Source organism: Enterovirga sp. CN4-39, assembly GCF_049446235.1.
Lineage (GTDB): Bacteria > Pseudomonadota > Alphaproteobacteria > Rhizobiales > Beijerinckiaceae > Enterovirga.
In genome coordinates, this window is sequence record NZ_JBMSEF010000002.1 from 29867 (window position 1) to 50673 (window position 20807).

22 protein-coding genes and 1 tRNA gene are annotated in these 20807 nt (G+C 68.6%); 14 read left to right on the forward strand and 9 right to left on the reverse strand.

All coding sequences use genetic code 11. From position 1 onward, the window contains the following. Positions 1-116 precede the first annotated feature (116 nt). Together ACO2SS_RS03830 and ACO2SS_RS03835 are read left to right on the forward strand one after the other, a co-directional pair. Entirely contained in the window at positions 117-578 is a 462-nt protein-coding gene (locus tag ACO2SS_RS03830; protein ID WP_423276266.1) for a PaaI family thioesterase, read from the forward strand. Between the two features lie 34 nt (positions 579-612). Continuing rightward, complete coding sequence (locus ACO2SS_RS03835) at positions 613-1524, forward strand: DMT family transporter (RefSeq protein ID WP_423276267.1); 912 nt, start codon at positions 613-615, stop codon at positions 1522-1524. 3 nt (positions 1525-1527) lie between these two features. Here ACO2SS_RS03835 and ACO2SS_RS03840 read toward each other — a convergent pair whose 3' ends face one another. The 7 genes from ACO2SS_RS03840 to ACO2SS_RS03870 all read right to left on the reverse strand — a co-directional run bounded on the left by ACO2SS_RS03840 (position 1528) and on the right by ACO2SS_RS03870 (position 9206). After that, a complete protein-coding gene (locus ACO2SS_RS03840; RefSeq protein ID WP_423276268.1) occupies positions 1528-4653 on the reverse strand; it encodes an efflux RND transporter permease subunit in 3126 nt (1041 codons plus the stop codon). A gap of 1 nt (position 4654) precedes the next feature. Beyond that, positions 4655-5827 (reverse strand): efflux RND transporter periplasmic adaptor subunit, encoded by a 1173-nt coding sequence (locus ACO2SS_RS03845; protein WP_423276787.1) that lies wholly within the window; start codon positions 5825-5827, stop codon positions 4655-4657. A 300-nt stretch (positions 5828-6127) separates the two neighbouring features. After that, complete coding sequence (locus ACO2SS_RS03850) at positions 6128-6547, reverse strand: VOC family protein (RefSeq protein WP_423276270.1); 420 nt, start codon at positions 6545-6547, stop codon at positions 6128-6130. Between the two features lie 117 nt (positions 6548-6664). After that, positions 6665-7165 (reverse strand): BA14K family protein, encoded by a 501-nt coding sequence (locus ACO2SS_RS03855; protein WP_423276271.1) that lies wholly within the window; start codon positions 7163-7165, stop codon positions 6665-6667. Between the two features lie 191 nt (positions 7166-7356). Beyond that, a complete protein-coding gene (locus tag ACO2SS_RS03860; protein WP_423276272.1) occupies positions 7357-7917 on the reverse strand; it encodes a L,D-transpeptidase in 561 nt (186 codons plus the stop codon). Positions 7918-8023: 106 nt separating this feature from the next. Beyond that, on the reverse strand, positions 8024-8800 hold the full coding sequence (locus tag ACO2SS_RS03865; RefSeq protein WP_423276273.1) for an HpcH/HpaI aldolase family protein: 777 nt from the start codon (positions 8798-8800) through the stop codon (positions 8024-8026). A gap of 82 nt (positions 8801-8882) precedes the next feature. Then, entirely contained in the window at positions 8883-9206 is a 324-nt protein-coding gene (locus ACO2SS_RS03870) for a DUF1476 domain-containing protein (RefSeq protein ID WP_423276274.1), read from the reverse strand. Positions 9207-9444: 238 nt separating this feature from the next. On the opposite strand from ACO2SS_RS03870, the gene purC reads away from it, so the two are divergent. The 12 genes from purC to ACO2SS_RS03930 all read left to right on the forward strand — a co-directional run bounded on the left by purC (position 9445) and on the right by ACO2SS_RS03930 (position 17528). Next, positions 9445-10239, forward strand: coding sequence for a phosphoribosylaminoimidazolesuccinocarboxamide synthase (gene purC / locus ACO2SS_RS03875; RefSeq protein ID WP_423276275.1), 795 nt, complete (start codon positions 9445-9447; stop codon positions 10237-10239). A gap of 81 nt (positions 10240-10320) precedes the next feature. Then, positions 10321-10794 (forward strand): PaaI family thioesterase, encoded by a 474-nt coding sequence (locus ACO2SS_RS03880; protein ID WP_423276276.1) that lies wholly within the window; start codon positions 10321-10323, stop codon positions 10792-10794. Next, positions 10791-11360, forward strand: a complete 570-nt coding sequence (locus tag ACO2SS_RS03885) for a hypothetical protein (protein WP_423276277.1) — start codon at positions 10791-10793, stop codon at positions 11358-11360. Before ACO2SS_RS03880 ends, ACO2SS_RS03885 begins: the two co-directional genes overlap by 4 nt. Positions 11361-11409: 49 nt before the next feature. Then, positions 11410-11485 (forward strand) — tRNA-Thr (locus ACO2SS_RS03890). Positions 11486-11735: 250 nt separating this feature from the next. Further along, positions 11736-11870 (forward strand): 50S ribosomal protein L34, encoded by a 135-nt coding sequence (rpmH, locus tag ACO2SS_RS03895; RefSeq protein ID WP_010300405.1) that lies wholly within the window; start codon positions 11736-11738, stop codon positions 11868-11870. Between the two features lie 17 nt (positions 11871-11887). Beyond that, positions 11888-12313 (forward strand): ribonuclease P protein component, encoded by a 426-nt coding sequence (gene rnpA / locus ACO2SS_RS03900; protein ID WP_423276278.1) that lies wholly within the window; start codon positions 11888-11890, stop codon positions 12311-12313. 5 nt (positions 12314-12318) lie between these two features. After that, positions 12319-14139, forward strand: a complete 1821-nt coding sequence (gene yidC, locus ACO2SS_RS03905; protein ID WP_423276279.1) for a membrane protein insertase YidC — start codon at positions 12319-12321, stop codon at positions 14137-14139. 124 nt (positions 14140-14263) lie between these two features. Next, positions 14264-14917 (forward strand): ribosome biogenesis GTP-binding protein YihA/YsxC, encoded by a 654-nt coding sequence (yihA, locus tag ACO2SS_RS03910; protein ID WP_423276280.1) that lies wholly within the window; start codon positions 14264-14266, stop codon positions 14915-14917. Between the two features lie 67 nt (positions 14918-14984). Continuing rightward, positions 14985-15635: an urease accessory protein UreE gene (locus ACO2SS_RS03915; protein WP_423276281.1), complete on the forward strand. Its 651-nt coding sequence runs from the start codon at positions 14985-14987 to the stop codon at positions 15633-15635. After that, positions 15580-16305 (forward strand): urease accessory protein UreF, encoded by a 726-nt coding sequence (locus tag ACO2SS_RS03920; protein WP_423276282.1) that lies wholly within the window; start codon positions 15580-15582, stop codon positions 16303-16305. Before ACO2SS_RS03915 ends, ACO2SS_RS03920 begins: the two co-directional genes overlap by 56 nt. Further along, positions 16302-16928 (forward strand): urease accessory protein UreG, encoded by a 627-nt coding sequence (ureG, locus tag ACO2SS_RS03925; protein ID WP_423276283.1) that lies wholly within the window; start codon positions 16302-16304, stop codon positions 16926-16928. Before ACO2SS_RS03920 ends, ureG begins: the two co-directional genes overlap by 4 nt. Before the next feature lie 15 nt (positions 16929-16943). Further along, on the forward strand, positions 16944-17528 hold the full coding sequence (locus ACO2SS_RS03930; protein WP_423276284.1) for a HupE/UreJ family protein: 585 nt from the start codon (positions 16944-16946) through the stop codon (positions 17526-17528). Between the two features lie 42 nt (positions 17529-17570). Here the strand turns inward: ACO2SS_RS03930 and glgA are convergent, their stop codons facing one another. Next, positions 17571-19088 carry a glycogen synthase GlgA gene (glgA, locus tag ACO2SS_RS03935; RefSeq protein ID WP_423276285.1) on the reverse strand — a complete coding sequence of 506 codons (1518 nt, stop codon included), beginning with the start codon at positions 19086-19088 and terminating at the stop codon, positions 17571-17573. Between the two features lie 120 nt (positions 19089-19208). Then, a complete protein-coding gene (locus ACO2SS_RS03940) occupies positions 19209-20795 on the reverse strand; it encodes an alpha-amylase family glycosyl hydrolase (protein WP_423276286.1) in 1587 nt (528 codons plus the stop codon). Positions 20796-20807 lie beyond the last annotated feature (12 nt).

The following is a 20807-nucleotide window of genomic DNA, read 5'->3' on the forward strand; positions in this document are numbered from 1 at the left end:
CCCGCACAAATCGCTCTGCGGACAGGGCAATGGTCGGCCGACCTGCGCCCCTGCGTCAATGGTCCGTCCCGTCGCGCGCGCTTGTCGGCGGCCTGCGCCTTGCTAAGACTTCCCCCATGAGCGACGTCTCGCCCCTTCAGCATCGCCTTCGCGCCATCCGGGAGCGGGTGGCCGGCGAGACCGTCATGGCGCTCATGGGCGCTGACCTGTCCGTCCTGGAGCCCGGCGGGGCGACGATTTCCGTCGGCTGTCGCCCGGAACTGCTGGAGGAGGAGGGCTGCTTCCACGAGGAGATCACGGCCATCCTGGTGGAGCAGGGCGCCCGGATCGCGGCCGCGACCCGGCTCGACGACGGCGAGGCCTGCCTGCAGACCGATTACCGGCTCAATCTCTTCGGCCCCGCCAAGGGCGAGCGGCTCGTCTGCCGCGCACGCGTGGTCCGGGCGGGGCGGCTCGCCTCCGTGGTGGCGGCCGACGTAGTCTGCGTCACGGGCGCCGAGGAGATCCCGACCGCGACCGCAATCGCCACCATCTCGATCGTGGAGGCCTCGGCCATCGCGCCAGCCGGTCACGCTTGAGAAAAGGCCCGGTCCCGCTCCGGCGGCGGCCGGCATGAAGGAGAAGGGCGCGGAGCGGCCGGCCTTGCCGCAGGGCTCGCGGCTCGGCGGCATCCTCCTGATGTGCGTGGGCGTCGTGTGCTTCTCGCTCTGCGATGCGAGCGCGAAATGGCTGAACCGGACGCTCGACCCGATGATGACGGCCTGGGCGCGCTACGCCTTCAACGTGGTCGTCGTCTCCGCCTTCCTGAACCCGATCACTGTTCCGGGCATCGCCCGCAGCAACCGCCTCGGGCTGCAGATCCTGCGGTCGGCGATCCTGGTGGGCTGCACGGTCCTGAACTTCTTCGCGCTCCAGCACCTGCAGCTCACGACCTCCATGGCGATCCAGTTCGCCATGCCGCTGCTGGTGGCCCTGATGGCAGGCCCGTTCCTGGGCGAATGGGCGGGACCTCGCCGCCTCGCGGCGATCGGCGTGGGCTTCCTCGGCGTCCTGGTGGTGACCCGCCCGCTCTCGGGCGCCCTGCATCCGGCGGCCTTCCTGACGGTCGCGAGCACGGTGCTCTATGCGCTTTACGCGATCGTGACCCGGACCCTGGCGGCGCACGACCGGAGTTCCACGACCGTCTTCTATTCGGGGATGGTGGGCGTGCTGATCATGACGCCGATCCTGCCTTTCGTCTGGAGCACGCCGCCGGATCTGCTGCATTGGGCGCTGATGATCGGGATCGGCGTGACGGCGGCGGCGGGGCACTGGCTGCTCGTCCTCGCGCATGCGCGGGCGCCGGCGCCCGTGCTGTCGCCCTTCATCTACACGCAGCTCCTCTGGATGGGGATCCTCGGCTACCTGGTGTTCGGCGACGTGCCGGACGGCTGGACGCTGGTCGGGGCCGCCATCGTGATCGCGTCGGGGCTGTACCTGCTCTGGTGGGAGCGCCGGGAGCGGCGTGCTGCGGCACGGGCCTGAGGGCTACTCGGCGGGCGCCGCGGCGGCCTGGCGACGATCGGCGCCCCGGCCGCGGCGGAAGCTGCCGAGCCAGGACGAGAGGTGGTCGAGATAGATGTAGACGATGGGCGTCGTGTAGAGCGTCAGCGCCTGGCTGACCACGAGGCCGCCCACCATGGCGTAGCCGAGGGGCTGGCGGATCTCGGCCCCGGCCCCGAAGCCGATCATCAGCGGGATGCCGCCGAAGATCGCCGCCAGCGTCGTCATCATGATGGGCCGGAAGCGCAGCACGGCCGCCTTCCGGATCGCCTCCTCGGGCTCGAGCTTCCCGTCTCGCTCGGCCACGATCGCGAAGTCGACGAGCATGATGCCGTTCTTTTTCACGATGCCGATGAGGAGGATCACGCCGATCAGGGCGATCAGGCTGAAGTCGAACCCGCCGACCTTCAGGGCGATCAGCGCGCCGAGCCCGGCCGAGGGCAGGGTCGAGAGGATCGTCAGCGGGTGGATGAGGCTCTCATACAGGATGCCGAGGATCAGGTAGACGGCGATCACGGCCGCAAGGACGAGGAGCGGGACGGTCGCGAGCGACTTCTGGAATTCCTGCGCGTTCCCCTGGAAGCGGCCCTGCATGGAGGCGGGCAGCCGCATCTCGCGCGCGACGCGCTGGATGGCGTCCGTGGCCTGGCCGAGCGAAACGCCGGGCGCTAGGTTGAAGGAGATCGTCACGGCCGGGAACTGGCCCTGGTGGCTGACCGATAGCGGAACGACGCCGCGGGTCGTCCAGCTCGCGATCGCGGCGAGCGGCACCTGCTGGCCCGTGATCGGTGACTTCACGTAGAGGCGCTGCAGCGTCTCCGTCTGGCCCTGGAGCCCGGGCAGGATCTCGAGGATCACCTTGTAGGTGTCGACCTGCGTGAAGATCTGCGCGGCCTGGCGCTGCCCGAAGGCGCTGTAGAGCGTCTGGTCGATGAGTTGTGGCGTGATGCCGTAGCGGGAGGCCTGGTCGCGATCGATGGTGAGGCGCAGGACGCCGCCGCCATTCTGCTGGTCGCTGGCTACGTCGCGCAGCTCGGGCAGGCGCCGCATCGCCTCCAGCATGCGGGGCGACCACTCGGTCAGGTTGTCCGAATCCGCGTCCTGGAGCGTGTACTGGAACTGCGTGCGGGAGGAGCGCCCTCCCACATTGATGTCCTGCGCAGCCTGGAGGAAGACCCGGATGCCGGGGATGGTCTCGAGCTGGGGGCGCAGCCGCTCGATGACCTGGTAGACGGTGACGTCGCGTTCCGCGTGTGGCTTGAGCGTCACGAAGATGCGGCCGACATTGCCGGCATTGTTGCCGCCGATCTGGGCGGAAAAGTTCGCAACGGCCGGATCGCGGGCGAAGATGTCGAGCATCGCCTCCTGGCGGCGCGTCATCTCGGCGAAGGAGACGTCCTGCGCGGCCTCCGCGTTGCCGATCAGCAGGCCGGTATCCTGCTGCGGGAAGAAGCCTTTCGGGATCGCGACGAAGAGCGAGCCCGTCAGCGCGATCGTGCCGAGGAAGACGAGCAGCGTCACGAAGCGATGGCGCAGGGCGACGTCGAGGCTGCGCTCATAGGCGCCCTCGATCCTGGCGAAGGCCCGCTCGAGCCAGAGATAGAGGGCGCCGTGATGCTCCTCCTCCCGGGCCTTGAGCAGCCGCGAGGCCATCATGGGCGTGAGGGTCAGCGCGACCAGGGCGGAGACGGCCACCATCATGGACACCGTCACAGCGAACTCGCGGAACAGGCGCCCGATGATCCCGCCCATGAAGAGAAGGGGGATGAAGACGGCGATCAGCGAGATCGAGATGGACACGATGGTGAAGCCGATCTCGGCCGCGCCCTTGAAGGCGGCCTCCATCGGCCGCTCGCCCTCCTCGACATGGCGGACGATGTTCTCGAGCATCACGATCGCGTCGTCGACCACGAAGGTCACGGCGATGATGACGGCCATCAGGGACAGGTTGTTGAGGCTGTAGCCCGCCGCCCACATCAGGGCGACCGTGCCGGCGAGCGCGATCGGCACCGTCACGCTGGGGATCACGGTCGCCCAGAAGCTGCGCAGGAACAGGAAGATCACGAGCACGACGAGGCCGATCGTGAGCAGCAGCGTCAGCTCCACCTCGTGCACCGAGGCCCGGATCGTCTGGGTGCGGTCGCTCACCACCGAGATCTCGACCGAGGGCGGGATCGAGGCCTGGAGGCGCGGCAGCTCGGCCTTCACGCGCTCGACGGTCTCGATCACGTTGGCGCCCGGCTGCTTGAAGATGACGAGATAGACCCCGCGCTTCTGCCCGACCCAGGCGGCGCGCTTGATGTCCTCCGGCCCCGCGACGGCCTGGCCGATGTCGCGGACCCGCACCGGCGCCCCCGCCCGGTAGGCGACGATGACGTCGTTCCACTTCTCCGCCTCGGTGAGCTGGTCGTTGGCGTAGATGGCGAAGGAGCGGCGGTCGCCGTCGAGCGTGCCCTTCGGCATGTTCACGGTCGTGAGCGCGAGCTGCTGGCGGATGTCGTCGAGCTGCAGGTTCTTGGCCACCAGCTTGGCGGGGTCGATCTGGACCCGGATGGCCTGTTTCTGCTCGCCGCCAATGAAGACCTGCCCGATTCCGGAAAGCTGCGAGATCTGCCGCCCGAGCCGGGCATCGGCGTATTCGTTGACCTCGATCAGGGGCAGCGTGTCGGAGGTCACGCCGATGATCATGATGGGCGGGTCGGCCGGGTTCACCTTCCGGTAGAAGGGCGGGCTCGGCATGTCCTGCGGCAGCTCGCCTCCCGCCGCGTTGATGGCCGCCTGGATGTCCTGCGCACCCGCATCGACATTGCGGCCGAGCTCGAACTGCACGGTGATCTGCGTCGTCCCGAGGAAGGACGTGGAGGTCATCAGCTGGATGCCCGGGATCTGGGCGAACTGGCGCTCGAGCGGCTGGGCGACGGAGGTCGCCATCGTCTCGGGCGAGGCGCCAGGCAGGTTGGCCGTGACCTGGACGGTCGGAAAATCGACCTGGGGCAGGGGCGCGACGGAGAGGTTCGGGAAGGCCGCGACCCCCAGGAACAGGAACGCCACCATCAGGAGCGACGTCCCGATCGGAAACCGGATGAAGAGGGCCGAGATGTTGGTGCGCATGTCAGCGCGCCGCGGCTGGAGCCGGAGCGGTCGCGGCCCCGCCATGCGCGGTGCGCTGCGCCTGCGGCGTGACGACCTGGATGCGGCTGCCGGGCTGGAGGCGCGACTGCCCGAGCGTCACCACGCGCTCGCCGGACGCGAGCCCCTCCTCGATCACGGCCTGCCTTTCGCTGAATGGCCCGACCTTCACGCCCCGCTTCTCGACCGTGCCGTCGTCCTTCGCGACGAAGACGAAGAGCTCGTCGGGGCCCCGCTGGATCGCGTCCTCCGGCACCGTGACGACGTCGCGCAGCGTCCGGACGAGGAGGCGCGTATTGACGGAGAGGCCCGGCCAGAGCCGCTCGTCCGCATTCTCGAACACGGCCTTGAGGCGCACCGTCCCGCTCGCCGGATCGACCTGGTTGTTGATGAGGTTGAGGGTCCCCTGCGCGAGGCTCTCGCGCGCATCGCTCGACAGGGCGATCACCTTGACGGGCCCCCGCCCCATGGCGCGGGCGATCCCTGGGAGCTGCTGCTCGGGTGCCGTGAAGAGGACGGAGATCGGATCGATCTGGGCGATCTCGACGATGCCGGCCTGGTCGGACGCGCGCACGATGTTGCCCTGGTCGACGAGCCGCACGCCCGTACGGCCCGAGATGGGCGCCCGGATCGTCGTGAAGCCGAGCTGGAGCTCGGCATTCTCGATGGCGGCCTGGTCCATGGCGATCTGGGCCGTGGTCGAGCCGACCGTCGAGGTCTGCTGGTCGAGCTGTTGCTGGGGGGCGAAGCCGCGGCCGGCGAGCTGGCGCGTCCGGTCCAGGTCGTTCTTGTTGCTGACGAGGTTCGCCTCGGATTGCTGCTTCTTCGCCCGGGCCTGGTCGAGCGCCGCCTGATAGGGCCTCGGATCGATCTGGGCGATCAGGTCGCCCTGCTTGACCATCTGGCCTTCCTGGAAGGCGATCTTCACCAGCTCGCCGTCGACGCGCGATCGCACGAGCACCGTGTTGAAGGCCTGCACGGTGCCGAGCCCGTCCAGATAGATCGGCAGGTCCGTCTTGCGGGCGGCCGCGACCTCCACCGGGATGCCGGCCGGCTGCGCGCGCTGGCCCGCCGCATCCTGCTGTCGAGGGGCTGCCGCATTGCCTCGCTGCCAGTACCAGACACCGCCTCCGGCAAGGGCGAGCACGAGGAGCATTCCCCAGACCCAGCCGCGCGAGCGCGCCGGCTGGGCCTCGCTCGGGCGAACAGCCGGCCCCGAGCGGGATGCGCGCGCCGCGCCGCCGCCCGCATGCGGGGTGCTGTCCAACTTGGCCATCCTGTCCGACCTACGCTCCAGCTAGTACGCAGAGCTTCGAAGGCAAGTTCAAGGCCGCCCGATCACGTGTAGGATACCAGAAAATCGAAAATAGGCGCGAAAGTACCCGTCGCGCTCCCTTGGCGCCCATCGGCCGCGAGCAGCGACATCTTCGGGCGCGGTGCCAGTGCCGCCGACTCCTCATCCCGCTGGAGACGCATTCGCGGCCGCGCGAATTCCGGCTTCGACGTTGTTGCCATCCGGGTCGAGCACGTAGGCGGCGTAATAGCCCATTCCCTCCGGGCCACGCGGCCCGGGCACGCCATTGTTCCGTCCGCCTGCGGCCAGGGCCGCCTCGTGGAAGGCATCGACGGCGGCACGGCTGCTCGCCGTGAAAGCCAGATGGATCGGGGCGGCGGCGGTGCTGTGGCCCGGCATCCAGAAGCTCGGCTTCTCTGTCCCGACCCAGATGAAGGGGGCCGGCTCGTCGCCGCTGCGGGCGATGAGGAAGGAGGTCGCGGTATTGTCGATGACCCGGAGGCCGAGCGGTGCCATCGCGGCATCGTAGAAGCGGCGCGCCGCGCCCAGATCCGTGACCCGGAAGCCGACATGGTCGATCATCTCGGCTCCTTCCGGTCCGATCCTCGCAGGCCAGGCGCGGCGCCTGTCGCGGAATCGCGCCTCCGCGCCGGAGAAACGAAAATGGGCCCCGAGGGGCCCATTCGCAGTTCTTGCGTCTTACTGGCAGGGATACCGGTATCCGTCGTTCGCCAGGTAGGTGCCCGTGCGGGGATCGAACGAGCGATACTTGCTCGCGCAATAATTCACCCAGTTCGGGTCCGCCCCGTAGACGTTTCCGACCGGAGTGCCGGGGCCGACATAGCCGGGTGCCGGCTGCGAATTCGCGATCGCCGCGCCGGCCAGCGCACCGAGCGCGAGGCCGCCGACCACGCCGGCCGCAACTCCGCCGCCGCCATAGCCGCGGCGATACCCGTAGCCGCGCCCGTAATAGCCGCGTCCGTAATAGCCGCCGCGATATCCGCCGCGGCCGGGACGGCCGTAATAGATCTTGCCCTGCGTGAAGCTCTCGCCGGGATAGGCTTGGCTCTGCGCCTGCGCGGCAGCCTGGGCGAGGCGATCCGCCGGAGCCGGTGCGGCCTGCGCGGACATCATGCTGCCTGCGAGGAGCGCCGCGCCGAGGGCGCTGGCACCGAGGCACTTGCGAAGCGAACTTGTCATCGTGGTCCTTCCGTTCCGACCTTCATCGTTCAAGCCGCAGGCGGGTCCGCCCCGCCCCGCCTTCCGGCTGAGTGAGCCAATGCTCTGGGTATAGCCTGGTTCCAGCTCTCGCCCGAACAGTACCAGGATATACGGCCAAGGTTTCCAGCTGATTGCGTCCCTTGCAAGGCGCGGGGCGGCCGCCGGCAGGTTCAGCCTTTCACGACCACCTTCGTGCCGATCCGGACGCGATCGTAAAGATCGACGACGTCCCGGTTCGTCATGCGGATGCAGCCGGACGAGACGGCCGACCCGATCGTCTCGGCCTCGTTCGACCCATGGATGCGATAGAGGCTGGACCCGAGATAGAGCGCGCGTGCGCCCAAGGGATTGTCCTGCCCGCCTGCCATGTAGCGCGGCAGGTCCGGGCGGCGCTTCAGCATCTGGCTCGGCGGCCGCCAGGACGGCCATTCCTTCTTCATCGTGACGGTCTTCATGCCCGACCAGGAAAATCCCTGGCGGCCGACCCCGACGCCGTAGCGGATCGCGCGGCCCCCCGGGAGCACGTAATAGAGCCGGCGCTGGCCCGTGGAGACCACGATCGTCCCGGGCTTCTCGCCCCCCGTGTAGCGCACGGTCTGGCGCGGGATCGCCTGCTCGCGAAACTCGTTGAAGAAATCAGCTACCGGCCCGGAATCGAGGAAGGCCCGGGCCGGGGAGGGGGCCGCAAGGGCCAGGAAGGCCGCGGAAGCGGCGGCGATCACAGATCGCATCGGCAATCTGCTCCTTTCACGTGTCACAATCGCCCGGGACGCTGGACGGACGACCCGGGCGCGTCAAGCCGCGGGACGATCTCCCCGCGGCAAGGGGGTACCCGCCTCAGGCCGTCGCGGCCTTCATCATGGCGGCCGCGCCGGCCCGGAGGAACCCGATGTCGCTCGCGACGGACACCAGATGGAAGCCGCGCTTCGCGAAATCGGCGGCGCGTTCGCCGTTGGGCGCATAGATGCCGGCCGCCTTGCCGGCCGCCTTCGCCCGCGCGAGGGCGTGGTCGATTGCGGTGTTCACCTTGGCCCCGTTCGGGTCCAGGGCCGCGCCGCGGGAGAGGCCGATCGAGAGGTCGGACGGGCCGATGAACACGGCGTCGATCCCGTCCACGGCCAGGATGTCGTCGATCCGGTCGAGTGCCTCGCGCGTCTCGATCATTGCGAAGGAGCGCAGGAAGCTGTTGGCGGTCCCGAAATAATCCGCGGGCTGCAGCCCCGTGAGGGTCAGGGCCGGATGCGGGCCCCAGCTGCGCTCGCCGAGGGGCGGGAACTTGATGAAGGCGGCAAGGCGCCTGGCATCCTCGACCGTGTTGATCATGGGGGCGATGATGCCGGCAGCGCCCGCATCCAGGAGCCGCGAGGCGGTCGCGAACTCGCCGACCGGGATGCGGGGGATCGCGGGCTTGCCGGACGCCGCCACCAGCGGGATGGCGCGGGTCGCGTTCAGGAAATCGATCACACCATGCTGCATGTCGAGCACGACGGCATCGATCCCGGCCTCCCGCGCGAGATAGCCCGCGATGGAGGGTTCTGGCAGCCCGCACCAGGCGGTGAAGACCGGCCTGGTGCCGGTCAGGCCTGCGGCAAGCGCCTGGACGGGTGACGCCATCGGTTTTCCTCCCTGTCCCGGCATCGTCCGGGATCAGGGGCGGGAGAACGCGACGGCCGCCCGTGAGTCAAGCCGCTCGCGGTCAGCGGCCGGCCTGGATCTCCGCCACGGCCTCCGACAGGAAGTCGTTGAGCTTGGCCCGGATGTCGGACTCGGAGGCCGGATGGCCGCCCTGCTCCAGATCGGCCTTGACCTTGCGGATCACGTCGTCGTCGCCGGCTTCCTCGAAATCCGCCAGGACCACCGACTTCGCGTATTCCTCGGCCTCGGCGCCGGACTTGCCGAGCCGGCTTGCGGCCCAATGCCCGAGAAGCTTATTGCGACGGGCCGTCGCCTTGAAGCGAAGCTCCTCGTCATGGGCGAACTTCTTTTCGAACGCGTCGCGCCGATCGTCGAACTGAGCCATACGGGTCGTGTCCTCCTCACTTGAGCTGTCGCCGCTATATGTAGCTCCTGCCAAGCTTTCGCCAGCCTTGGATAAGCCGCTTTCGATCACCATAGAAGTGGGCGAGCGGGCGCAGCGCGTTGTGCGCAGCCAGTTGATCGTCTAGATTCCGGACCTGCGAGTGGCCGGTCGGCAACGTCATGTTGCTGGCCGCGCGCGCAGCCGCGGACCGATCGTCCCGTCAGGAGCCCCGGCCCCCATGGATTTCCTCAAACCACGGTACACGCCCATGAACCGCCGCCGTCGCATATACGAGGGCAAGGCGAAGGTCCTCTACGAGGGTCCCGAGCCGGGCACGCTGATCCAGCACTTCAAGGACGACGCGACCGCGTTCAATGCCAAGAAGCACGAGGTGATCGACGGGAAAGGTGTCCTCAACAACCGCATCTCGGAATATGTCTTCCAGCACCTCAACGATATCGGGGTGCCGACGCATTTCATCCGGCGGCTCAACATGCGCGAGCAGCTGATCCGCGAGGTCGAGATCATCCCGCTCGAGGTGGTGGTGCGCAACGTCGCGGCCGGCTCGCTCGCGCAGCGGCTCGGCCTCGAGGAGGGCACGCAGCTCCCGCGCTCGATCATCGAGTTCTACTACAAGAACGACGCCCTCAACGACCCGATGGTGTCGGAGGAGCACATCACCGCCTTCGGCTGGGCCACGCCGCAGGAGATCGACGACATCATGGCGCTCGCCATCCGGGTGAACGACTTCCTGTCCGGGCTCTTCCTCGGCGTCGGCATCCGGCTCGTCGACTTCAAGATGGAGGCGGGGCGCCTCTGGGAGGGCGACATGATGCGGATCGTCGTGGCCGACGAGATCTCTCCCGATTCCTGCCGGCTCTGGGACATCAAGAGCCAGGACAAGCTCGACAAGGACCGGTTCCGCCGCGATCTCGGCGGCCTCATCGAGGCGTATTCGGAGGTCGCGCGCCGGCTCGGCATCCTCGGCGAGAACGAGAACATCCAGGCGACCGGCCCCCGCCTCGTCCAGTAATCCGGCGGCGCCGCGCCGCCTTCGCGAGCCCGGCTTCGGCCGGGCTTTTTCTTGTCTCCGCGCACCCTTGCCCTCCCCCCGATGACATCACCGCATTCGCCCCGGCCCCCAGAGACGCCGGACAGCCTTCGCCAGGCCGGCTGGACCTCGGCCGAGGAGGAAGGCTTCATCGGCCTGGTCGGTCCCATCTGGGCGCGGGGCGAAGGGGCGGAGAAACGCTTCGGCTTCCTGGCCGAGCCGCGCCACGCCAACCTCGTCGGCGTCGTCCAGGGCGGCATGTTGATGACCTTCGCCGATCGCGGGCTCGGGATCCTGGCTTGGGACGCGGCCGGGCGCCCTCTCGTGACGACGAGCTTCGAGATGCAGTTCGTCGGCGCGGGAAGGATCGGATCCTTCGTCGAGCTCGAGGGCGAGGTGGTCCAGCGCACCCGGAGCATGGTCTTCATGCGCGGCCTCCTGCGCTCGGGGCGGCGGCTCGTCGCCTCCTGCCAGGGATCCTGGAAGGCGCTGTCGGAGCACCGGGCCGGCGGCGGCGCGCGAGGAGCCGAGGCGTGATCCGGCGCCGCCTGGCCGGTCTCGCGGCCGCGATCTGCGGCCTCGGGCTCGCCGGCTGCGTCGATCTCGACCTGACATCCTCCGTCGCCTTCCCACCTGACGTGCCCGGTCTCGACATCTCGCAGCCCTGGGTGCGCCTGCCCGTGGATGCCTGGGTGTCCGAGGGCGGCATCGAGCCCGTCGCAATCGCGGGCTGCTTCGCCCCATCCTGCTCGCCCCCGGGCGCGATCGGGTTGTTCCGGGCCCGCGGCTCGGTCGCCGAGCGCCTGGCCCGGGAAGCCGGCGAGCCGCAGCGCTTGGCCAGGGCTCTCCTGGAAGGCAAGCCACGCCAGAAGGCGCGCGCAACCGTCCCGCGGCCGAAGATCGCGGCCGAAGCCGAACCTCTGCGGGAAGGCACGTGGCGCGGCTTCGCGCTCCACCTCTCGCGGCAGGACGGATCCCGGGCCGCCCATGCGGCCGTGCTGACCCGGATGGCCGGCGGCGTCCTTACGGCGCTCGTCGTCGTCGCTCCCGCGGCGGACGCGGCCTTGCGCCTCGCCCGCGACGTCGTCGCGCGACAAGGCTGATCGTTGACCTTGCGCTCGGGCCGCCTGAGCGATTAAGAGGTGCCGGTGCGCCGCAATAGCTCAGCTGGTAGAGCACCTCATTCGTAATGAGGGGGTCGGGGGTTCGAATCCCTCTTGCGGCACCACCTTCTTCCCCACCCTCCGTCGAATGCGCTCTGGCGCCGGGTCGCCGTCCCAGGCTTCCCGCCCGGCAGGCGCCCGGCCTGCATGGCTGCCATCCGGTCCGACCCCTCACATTGACATCGGAGCCGATCCTCCGCATAAGCCCCGGCGAGCAGAGGGTGCCCTTGCGGCGCCCCGCCCGTCTTTTCGGACACAGTCGCAACACCACATAGCGGTCGGGAGCCCACCCGGACACGCGACCGGAGATGACACGTGAAGAGGACCTATCAACCGTCGAAGCTCGTCCGCAAGCGTCGGCACGGCTTCCGGGCCCGCATGGCGACGGTCGGCGGCCGCAAGGTCATCGCGGCGCGGCGCGCCCGCGGGCGCAAGCGCCTCTCGGCCTGATACCGGGGGCCGCGTGGGTGCGCACCCGGCGTGATGCGGCGCTGGAGCGCCTCACGAAGCGGCCCGAATTCCTGGCGGCGGCCTCCGGCCGCCGATTCCATACCGAGCGGATGAGCCTCCAGGGGCGCCGCCGCCCCGAGGGTGAGGCCGGGTCCGGCCTCCGCGTCGGGTTCACCGTGACTAAGCGCGTCGGCCATGCGACCGAGCGCAACCGCATCCGCCGCCGGCTCCGCAGCGCCATAGCCGAGGCCGGGCAGCCCTATTCGGGCGAGCCCGTCGACGTCGTCGTGATCGGCCGGCGTGATACGCTCGCCGCCCCCTACGCAACATTGATCGAGGATCTGTCCCGCGGCCTCAAGGCCGTGACGCGACCGAAGGCGCCGGCGCGCGACCGCGATCATGCGACGAACCCCGCGAAAGAGGCCGCCCCCGGGCAGACCTGACGATCATGCGTGAAGACAACAAGAATCTGCTGCTCGCCATAGCCCTGTCGATCGTCGTCCTGATCGGCTGGAACTACTTCTATGGCGTGCCGATGGTCGAGCGGCAGCGGCCGCCTGCGACCACCGCCCAGACCGCGCCCGGCCAGAGCCACATCCCGAGCCCGTCGCCGCAGGGAGGGCAGCCTTCGACGCCCGCCCCCTCGACGATCCCGAGCGCGCCCGGCGTGGCGGGCGTCGAGACCCGCGAGGCCGCGCTTGCGCGCGCGCCGCGGATTTCCCTCGACACGCCGTCCCTCGCGGGCTCCATCTCGCTGAAGGGCGGCCGCATCGACGACGTCCTGCTCAAGAACTACCACGAGACCGTCAATCCGAATTCGCCCCGGATCGTCCTGCTGTCGCCGTCCGGCAGCCCGCATCCGTATTACGCGGAATTCGGCTGGGTCGGGCCCGGCGCCCCCAGCCAGGATGTGCTCTGGACCGCCGACGCCCAGACCCTGACGCCCGCCCGCCCGGTCACGCTGACCTGGGACAACGGCGCAGGCCTCGTGTTCAAGCGGGTCATCTCGGTGGACGACAAGTTCATGTTCACCGTCCAGGACTCGGTCGAGAACAAGGGCTCGGCGCCCGTCACGCTTTATCCGTACTCGCTCGTCTCCCGGCACGGTAAGCCGCCGACCCAGGGCTATTACGTGCTCCACGAGGGCCTGATCGGCGTCCTCGGCAATAACGGCCTCCAGGAATGGGGCTATGCGGCGCTCGACAAGGAGCCGTTCATCCTGGCCCAGACGACGCGCGGCAAGGTCTGGGAAGGGGTGACCGGGGGCTTCCTCGGCATCACGGACAAGTACTGGGCCGCGACGGTCATCCCGGACCAGAACCAGCCCTTCCAGGGCAGCTTCACGTCCCGCCAGGAAGGTTCGGGCTTCATCTACCAGGCCAATTCGCTGTCCGACGGGAAGACCCTCGCGCCCGGCGAATCGACCCAGGCCACGCAGCATCTCTTCGCCGGTGCGAAGGAGGTGTCGGCCGTCGACGCCTATGAGCGCACGCTCGGCATCAAGCAGTTCGACCTCCTGATCGATTGGGGCTGGTTCTACTTCATCACCAAGCCGATGTTCAAAGCGCTGGACTTCTTCTTCCGGCTCTTCGGCAATTTCGGCGTCTCGATCCTGCTGGTGACCCTGATCCTGAAGCTGTTCTTCGTCCCGCTCGCCAACCGGAGCTATGTCTCCATGGCGAAGATGAAGGCGGTGCAGCCCGAGATGCTCTCCATCCGCGAGCGCTTCAAGGACGACCGCGTCAAGCAGCAGCAGGAGATGATGGCGCTCTACAAGCGCGAGAAGATCAATCCGGTCGCCGGCTGCTGGCCGATCCTGATCCAGATTCCGGTGTTCTTCGCGCTCTACAAGGTGCTGTTCGTCACCATCGAGATGCGGCACGCGCCGTTCTTCGGCTGGATCCGCGATCTTGCGGCGCCGGACCCGACCTCGCTCTTCAACCTCTTCGGCCTCCTGCCGTTCACGGTTCCGGAGTTCCTGCATATCGGCGTGTGGCCCATCATCATGGGCATCACGATGTTCCTGCAGATGAAGATGAATCCGGAGCCGCCGGACCCGGTGCAGAAGGCGATGTTCTCCTGGATGCCGGTGATCTTCACCTTCATGCTGGCGAGCTTCCCGGCGGGCCTCGTCATCTACTGGGCCTGGAACAACGCGCTCTCCGTGCTGCAGCAGGGCATCATCATGAAGCGCAACGGCGTGAAGATCGAGCTGTGGGACAACCTGCGCGCGTTGTTCAACCGCAAGTCCGCCCCCGCGAAAGGGTAGCGTGCCGTCGTTCCGGACGCGCGGAGCGTGATCCGGAACCCGCCCTCGTGCTCCGGAGCCCCGCCGTGGGTTCCGGGTTCCCGCCGATCGGCTCCGCCGAGCCGGCGGGTCCCGGAATGACGAAATGACAGAGCAGACCGACACAGACTTCACCGAGGCCGGCCGGAAGCTGTTCGCCGGCGCGGCGGATTTCATCTGGGCGGCGTCGCGGATCGACAACCTGCCACCCATGCAGGGCGTCGAGATCGCCTTCGCGGGGCGCTCGAATGTCGGGAAGTCCAGCCTCGTCAACGGCCTGACCGGCCGCAAGACGCTGGCTCGCACCTCGCACACGCCCGGGCGGACGCAGGAGCTCAACTTCTTCGACATCGGCGGGAAGCTTCGGCTGATCGACATGCCGGGCTACGGCTTCGCGGCCGCCGGCAAGGAGAAGGTCGAGGCCTGGACGAAGACGATCCACGCCTATCTGCGCGGGCGGGCCAATCTGGCCCGCGTCTACGTGCTCACCGATTCCCGGCATGGCCTCAAGGCCAACGACACGGCCGTGCTGGATGGGCTCGATACGGCCGCCGTGTCCTACCAGATCGTGCTCACGAAGACGGACGAGCTGACGGCCGACGCGCTCGAGAAGCGGATCGCGGAAATCGAGGCCGCGATCAAGCGGCGGCCGGCCGCTTTCCCGGTGGTGCAGCCGACCTCCAGCCGCACGGGCTTCGGCATGGCCGAACTGCGGGCCTCGATCGCGCAACTCCTGTCCGAGCGCGGCGGGCTCGCCTAGCCGGCCTTCGGCGTCGACCCGCCTCGGAAGACCCGCTAGATTGACCCCGGGACAGCAAGGTTTCGAGATGTTACGCGCCACCTCCGTCGTCCGCCGCCCTGCCGTGAAGCCGGAGCGCGTGGCCGACACGCTCACCCTCGACCACGAGGCGCGCCATCGGCGGCGTGTCGCCCTCACGGGCGAGGGCGGATTGTCCTTCCTGCTGGACCTCGACAAGGCGGTCGTGCTCGACGACGGCGATGCCGTGAAGCTCGAGGACGGACGCCTGGTGCAGATCAAGGCGGCTCCGGAAAAGCTGGTCGAGGTCCGGACCGACAACCCGCTGCGGCTGATGAAGGTCGCCTGGCATATCGGCAACCGGCACGTGCCGGCCGAGATCACGGCCGACGCGATCTACATCACGCATGACCATGTCCTGATGGAGATGGTGCGCGGCCTCGGCGCGACCGCGACGCTCGTCGAGCGGCCCTTCCGGCCGGAGCGCGGCGCCTATCACGAGCACGGTCCGGATTGCGGCCATGATCACGGCCATGGCGATCACGCACACGGCCACGATCATGCCCATCACGACCACTCTCATGCAGGGCACGGCCATTCGCACGAGCATGGCGCGGCCTGCGGCTGCGGGCACCACCACGGCGGTGGCGACCACCATCACGGGCATGAGCACGAGGGCGGCCACAAGCACGATCACGGTCACGCCCACCGCCATGGCTGAGGCGGGGTTTCTCCCGCTGCTCTGCTGGCTGTCGCCGAGCTTCCCGGTCGGGGCCTACGCCTATTCCCACGGCCTCGAATGGGCCGTGGAGGCGGGGGATCTTCGCGACGAGGCCAGCCTCGAGAGCTGGCTCTCCGATATCCTCCATGACGGCTTCGGCCGTAACGACGCCATCCTGCTCTGCGCCGCATACCGGGCCGCGGCAAGCGGCAGCCGAGCCGGCCTGGACGCCGCGAACGAGCTCGCTCTCGCCATGGCGGGATCGGCCGAGTTCCGGCTCGAGACGGCGCAGCAGGGCAGGAGCTTCCTGGATGCGGTCGGGGCGGCCTGGCCGCATGAGCGGCTCGGAGCTCTCGCCGGCGATCTCGACGAGGTAGCCCTGCCGGTCGCGCTCGGGCTCGCTTCCGCCTGTCACGGCATCGATCTCGCGGCGACGGCAAAAGCCTACCTGGTCGCGCTGGCGCAGAACCTGGTCTCGGCCGCGATCCGCCTCGCGCCGATCGGCCAGACGTCCGGGCAGCGGGTGTTGGCCCGATTGGTGCCTGCGCTGAGCGCGCTGGCCGACGAGACCCTGACGCTCGGCCTCGACGATGTCGGCTCGGCGACCTTCCGGGCCGATCTCGGCTCATTCAGGCACGAGACGCAATATACGAGGCTGTTCCGTTCATGAGCTTTTCAGCCCACGGGCCCCTGCGGGTCGGGATCGGCGGCCCGGTCGGGTCGGGCAAGACGGCCCTGATGGAGGCGCTCTGCAAGACCTTCCGCGACCGCTACGACATCTGCGCGATCACCAACGACATCTACACGAAGGAGGATGCCCGTATCCTCACCGTGGCGGGCGCGCTCGAATCGGAGCGGATCATGGGGGTCGAGACCGGCGGCTGCCCGCACACGGCGATCCGCGAGGACGCCTCGATCAACCTGGCCGCGGTGGCGGAGATGCGCCGCAGGTTCCCCCGCCTCGACGTCGTGCTGATCGAGTCGGGCGGCGACAACCTCGCGGCGACCTTCTCGCCGGAGCTCGCCGACATCACGATCTACGTCATCGACGTCGCGGGCGGCGAGAAGATCCCGCGCAAGGGCGGCCCGGGCATCACGCGCTCCGACCTCCTGGTCGTGAACAAGATCGACCTCGCGCCGCTCGTCGGCGCCGATCTCGGCATCATGGAAGCCGACACGCGCCGCATGCGCGGCCAGCGCCCCTACGTCTTCACCAATATCCGGGGCGGCGTCGGGGTGGACGTCGTCGCGAACTTCATCGAACACGCCGGCGGGCTGGCCGCGGCGGCCTAAGCGGAGATCACGGGAATGTCGCGCAAAGCCCTCTGGGCAGTTCTCGGCCTGGTCGCAGGGACGACCCCGGCCCTCGCGCATCCGGGCCATGGCGAGGCCTTCGGGTTCGGGGCCGGGCTCTCGCACCCGCTGGGAGGGCTCGACCACATGCTCGCCATGGTGGCGGTGGGCCTCCTCGCCGGCCAGATCGGCGGCCGGGCGATCTGGGCGCTGCCGCTCGCCTTCCTCCTGATGATGATTGCGGGCGGAGCGCTCGGCATGGCCGGGGTGGAGCTGCCGTTCGTCGAAATCGCCATCGCGCTCTCGGTCTTCGCCTTCGGCGCAGCGATCGCGCTCCGGCTCGGCATGCCGACCGCCCTCGCAGCGCTGCTCGTCGGTGGCTTCGCGATCTTCCACGGCCATGCCCACGGCGCCGAGATGCCGGCCGAGACGAGCGCCTTCGGCTACGCGGCCGGCTTCCTGGCAGCCACGGCCTTCCTGCATGCCGTAGGGGTCGGGGCCTCGCTGGGCGTCGCTCGCCTCGCGACACCGCGTCTCGCGCAGGCGGCCGGCGGGGGCGTCGCGCTCGCGGGCCTCGTGCTACTGGCGAAGCTCGTCTGAATCGGCCGGGACGGCGCGCAGCCGTCCCGTTTGGCCGCGGCCCTACGGGGCCGGGCCCGCCAGGGCGCGGTCGTAGACGCTGCTGTAGCCGGCCGCCGAGCGCGTCCAACCATAGGGTTCGGACATCGCCGCGCGCCGCATGGCGTTGAGCTTGCGCCGCGAGCCGAACGCATCGACCGCCCGATAGATCGCGCTCAGCATCGCGCCGAGGGAGGGGTCCCGGAACAGGAACCCGGTCACGCCGTCCTTGATCGTATCCGCGAGCCCGCCTGTCGCGCGGGCGATCGGAAGCGATCCCATGCGCTGGGCATACATCTGGCTCAGCCCACAGGGCTCGAACCGGGACGGCATCAGCAGGAAGTCGCTGCCGGCGAACATGCGGCGCGCCATCGGCTCCTCGAAGCCGATCCGCACGCCCACCTGGCCGGGATAGCGCGAGGCGAGCCGCTCCATGGCGCGCTCGAAGCGATCCTCGCCGCGGCCGGTCACGACCACCTGCCCGCCTTGCCGGACGATCGTCTCCGTGGATTCGATCGTGAGGTCGACGCCCTTCTGGTGCACCAGCCGCGACACGACCGCGAAGAGCGGCCCGCGCGACACGGCGAGGCCGAAGTCGCGCCGGACCTCGTCGGCATTGGCCTTCTTGCCCTTGAAGTCGTTCGGGGCGAACGGGCTTTCGAGGTGGCTGTCCGTCCGCGGGTCCCAGGATTCGTCGATGCCGTTCAGGATGCCCGTGAGGCGGCCCTCGCCATCCAGCTTCCGCAGGAGGCCGTCGAGGCCGCAGCCGTATTCCGGCGTCGTGATCTCGCGGGCATAGGTCTCCGACACCGTCGTGACGTGCGAGGCGTAGACGATGCCTGCCTTCAGGAAGGACAACTTGCCGTAGAATTCGACACCTTCGACCCCGAAGGCGGAATCGGGCACGCCGAGGCTGCGCAGGCGGCTCGGCTCGAACAGGCCCTGATACGCCAGATTGTGGATGGTCAGGACACTGGGCGTCGTCATGCCGGCCCAGGCCACGTAGGCCGAGCCGAGTGCCGATGGCCAGTCGTTGAGATGGAGGAGGCTCGGTGTCCAGTCGAGATCCCGGACCCCTGCGGCGATCTGCGCGGCCGCAAGCCCCAGCCGTGCGAAGCGGATGTCGTTGTCGGCCCAGTCGGTGCCGCTCTCGTCGCCATAGGGCGACCCTTCGCGGTCGTAGAGCTCCGGGCAGAGGATCACGTAGACCGTGAGGCCGTCGGCGCAATCGATCCTGCCCAGCTCGCAGGCAGGCAGGCCATGTGCGGCCGGAAGTCGCGCCACGACCGGTATGTCCTCTTCGACCGCGAGCACCTGACGGTAGCCGGGGATGAGGACGCGGACGTCGTGGAGCTGGCCGAGGCTGCGCGGCAGTGCCGCGGACACGTCGCCGAGCCCGCCCGCCTTCACGTAGTCCGTCATCTCGGACGTGACGTAGAGAATCCGCTGGACCGGCCCTGCGGCGCTGGATCCACCGGGGTCCTTCAGCTCCGCAGGCAATTCGCCCAGGCGATCCTCTTCGGCTATCACCCGCGCTTCCATGCCGCCTGTCCGCCCTCACGACACCTAGGCCTATATGGCCTCGGGCAAGTTGAATCGCTACCCGACCGGGCCCTCAGTACTGCATCGCACAATTAAGGAAATGCAAACTGAAGAAACGACCTAGCCCAGGACGAGCCCCTCGTTTGGGCGCAGCGCAACATTCACGCCAACCGCCTCACCTACCCGGTCGAGGTACGTCGACAGCTTCACACGGAGCCCATCCGGCACGGAAACCAGCTTGGCCGCGGTTGGTTCCCCCGAAACGTTGAGGACGACCACCCTTCGGCCTTCCCCATAGGTCCGCAGGAACGCGAAGGCTGGGCTCTCCGTCGGGATCGGGTGGTAGTCGCCGATCGCCAGTTCCGGAGTGCTGCGCCGCAGGCGGATCAGCTGCCGGTAGAGCGACAGGATCGAGCCCGAGTCTCGGGACAAGGCCTCCACATTGTCGTGCTCGTGGTCGGGGCCGAGCGGAAGCCAGGGCTGAACGGTGCTGAAGCCGGCGAATGTGGAGCCATCCCACTGCATGGGAGTCCGGGCCGGGTCGCGCCCGAAGCCGAGCCCCGGCTCGTTCTTCTCCCAGGGGTCCTGAACGCGGTTCGGTGGAATCTCGACCCGAGGCAGGCCGATCTCGTCGCCGTAATACATCGTCGGCGTCCCCCGCAGGGTCAGGAGCAGCATTGCGGCGACGCGCGCCTGCTCGGCCCCGATCCGGGCCGCGATGCGCGGCTGGTCATGGTTGCCCAGCACCCAGTTCGGCCAGGCGCCCTCGGGCAGCGCCGCTTCGTATTCGTTGACGAGATGGGAAATGGCGCGGGCGTTCCAGGCGGCCTGGATGAGCTGGAAGTTGAAGGGAAGATGGGCGCCGGACAGGTCCTTCCCGTAATAGGTCACCAGCCGGTCGGTCGGCAGGTAGATCTCTCCGATCAGCACCCGGTCCTTGTATTCGTCGAGGATGCGCCGCATCCCGGCGATGACGTCGTGCACCTCCTCCTGGTCGTTGGAATGGACCTGGAGAAGGCTCTCGATCTCCGGCCGGTCGGGATGCCAGGCCGGGTTGCGCGGATTGTCGCGGAATTGCGCGTCCTTGATCAGGTGCCAGATCACGTCGACCCGGAACCCGTCGACGCCCTTGTCGAGCCAGAAGCGCAGCACGTTGTGCATGGCCTGGCGGAGCTCCGGATTGCGCCAGTTCAGGTCCGGCTGCTCCTTCAGGAAGGCGTGGTAGTAGTATTGGCCCGTCGCCTCGTCGAACTGCCAGGCGCTCCCGCCGAAATTCGACACCCAGTTGTTGGGCGGCGAGCCGTCGGGCTTCGGGTCGCGCCAGATGTACCAGTCGCGTTTCGGATTGTTGCGCGAGGATCGGCTCTCCTTGAACCAGGGATGCCGGTCCGAACTGTGGTTCGGCACGAAATCCAGGATCAGCTTCAACCCGCGCCGATGCACCTCCGCGATGAGGTGGTCGAAATCCTCCATGCTGCCGAAGAGCGGGTGGATGCCGCAGTAATCGGACACGTCGTAGCCGAAATCCGCCATGGGGGAGGGGAAGATCGGCGAGATCCAGACCGCGTTGATCCCGAGGTCGACGAGATAGTCGAGCCTGGACGCGATGCCTCTGAGGTCGCCGACGCCGTCGCCGTTCGAGTCCTGAAAGGACCGGGGGTAGATCTGGTAGACGATGCCGTTCTTCCACCACGTATTGGCCGGCATGACCTCTCCCTG

Bases quoted from the DNA above. Each gene is read 5' to 3' on its own strand.
- ACO2SS_RS03940 (WP_423276286.1), bottom strand. From the start codon at position 20,795: ATGCCGGCCAATACGTGGTGGAAGAACGGCATCGTCTACCAGATCTAC.
- ACO2SS_RS03870 (WP_423276274.1), bottom strand. From the start codon at position 9,206: ATGGCTCAGTTCGACGATCGGCGCGACGCGTTCGAAAAGAAGTTCGCC.
- yidC (WP_423276279.1), top strand. From the start codon at position 12,319: ATGCGTGAAGACAACAAGAATCTGCTGCTCGCCATAGCCCTGTCGATC.
- ACO2SS_RS03880 (WP_423276276.1), top strand. From the start codon at position 10,321: ATGACATCACCGCATTCGCCCCGGCCCCCAGAGACGCCGGACAGCCTT.
- ACO2SS_RS03855 (WP_423276271.1), bottom strand. From the start codon at position 7,165: ATGACAAGTTCGCTTCGCAAGTGCCTCGGTGCCAGCGCCCTCGGCGCG.
- ACO2SS_RS03845 (WP_423276787.1), bottom strand. From the start codon at position 5,827: ATGCTCCTCGTGCTCGCCCTTGCCGGAGGCGGTGTCTGGTACTGGCAG.
- ACO2SS_RS03865 (WP_423276273.1), bottom strand. From the start codon at position 8,800: ATGGCGTCACCCGTCCAGGCGCTTGCCGCAGGCCTGACCGGCACCAGG.
- ACO2SS_RS03830 (WP_423276266.1), top strand. From the start codon at position 117: ATGAGCGACGTCTCGCCCCTTCAGCATCGCCTTCGCGCCATCCGGGAG.
- glgA (WP_423276285.1), bottom strand. From the start codon at position 19,088: ATGGAAGCGCGGGTGATAGCCGAAGAGGATCGCCTGGGCGAATTGCCT.
- ACO2SS_RS03835 (WP_423276267.1), top strand. From the start codon at position 613: ATGAAGGAGAAGGGCGCGGAGCGGCCGGCCTTGCCGCAGGGCTCGCGG.
- ACO2SS_RS03930 (WP_423276284.1), top strand. From the start codon at position 16,944: ATGTCGCGCAAAGCCCTCTGGGCAGTTCTCGGCCTGGTCGCAGGGACG.
- ACO2SS_RS03920 (WP_423276282.1), top strand. From the start codon at position 15,580: ATGAGCACGAGGGCGGCCACAAGCACGATCACGGTCACGCCCACCGCC.
- yihA (WP_423276280.1), top strand. From the start codon at position 14,264: ATGACAGAGCAGACCGACACAGACTTCACCGAGGCCGGCCGGAAGCTG.
- ACO2SS_RS03850 (WP_423276270.1), bottom strand. From the start codon at position 6,547: ATGATCGACCATGTCGGCTTCCGGGTCACGGATCTGGGCGCGGCGCGC.
- purC (WP_423276275.1), top strand. From the start codon at position 9,445: ATGGATTTCCTCAAACCACGGTACACGCCCATGAACCGCCGCCGTCGC.
- ACO2SS_RS03915 (WP_423276281.1), top strand. From the start codon at position 14,985: ATGTTACGCGCCACCTCCGTCGTCCGCCGCCCTGCCGTGAAGCCGGAG.
- ACO2SS_RS03840 (WP_423276268.1), bottom strand. From the start codon at position 4,653: ATGCGCACCAACATCTCGGCCCTCTTCATCCGGTTTCCGATCGGGACG.
- ureG (WP_423276283.1), top strand. From the start codon at position 16,302: ATGAGCTTTTCAGCCCACGGGCCCCTGCGGGTCGGGATCGGCGGCCCG.
- ACO2SS_RS03860 (WP_423276272.1), bottom strand. From the start codon at position 7,917: ATGCGATCTGTGATCGCCGCCGCTTCCGCGGCCTTCCTGGCCCTTGCG.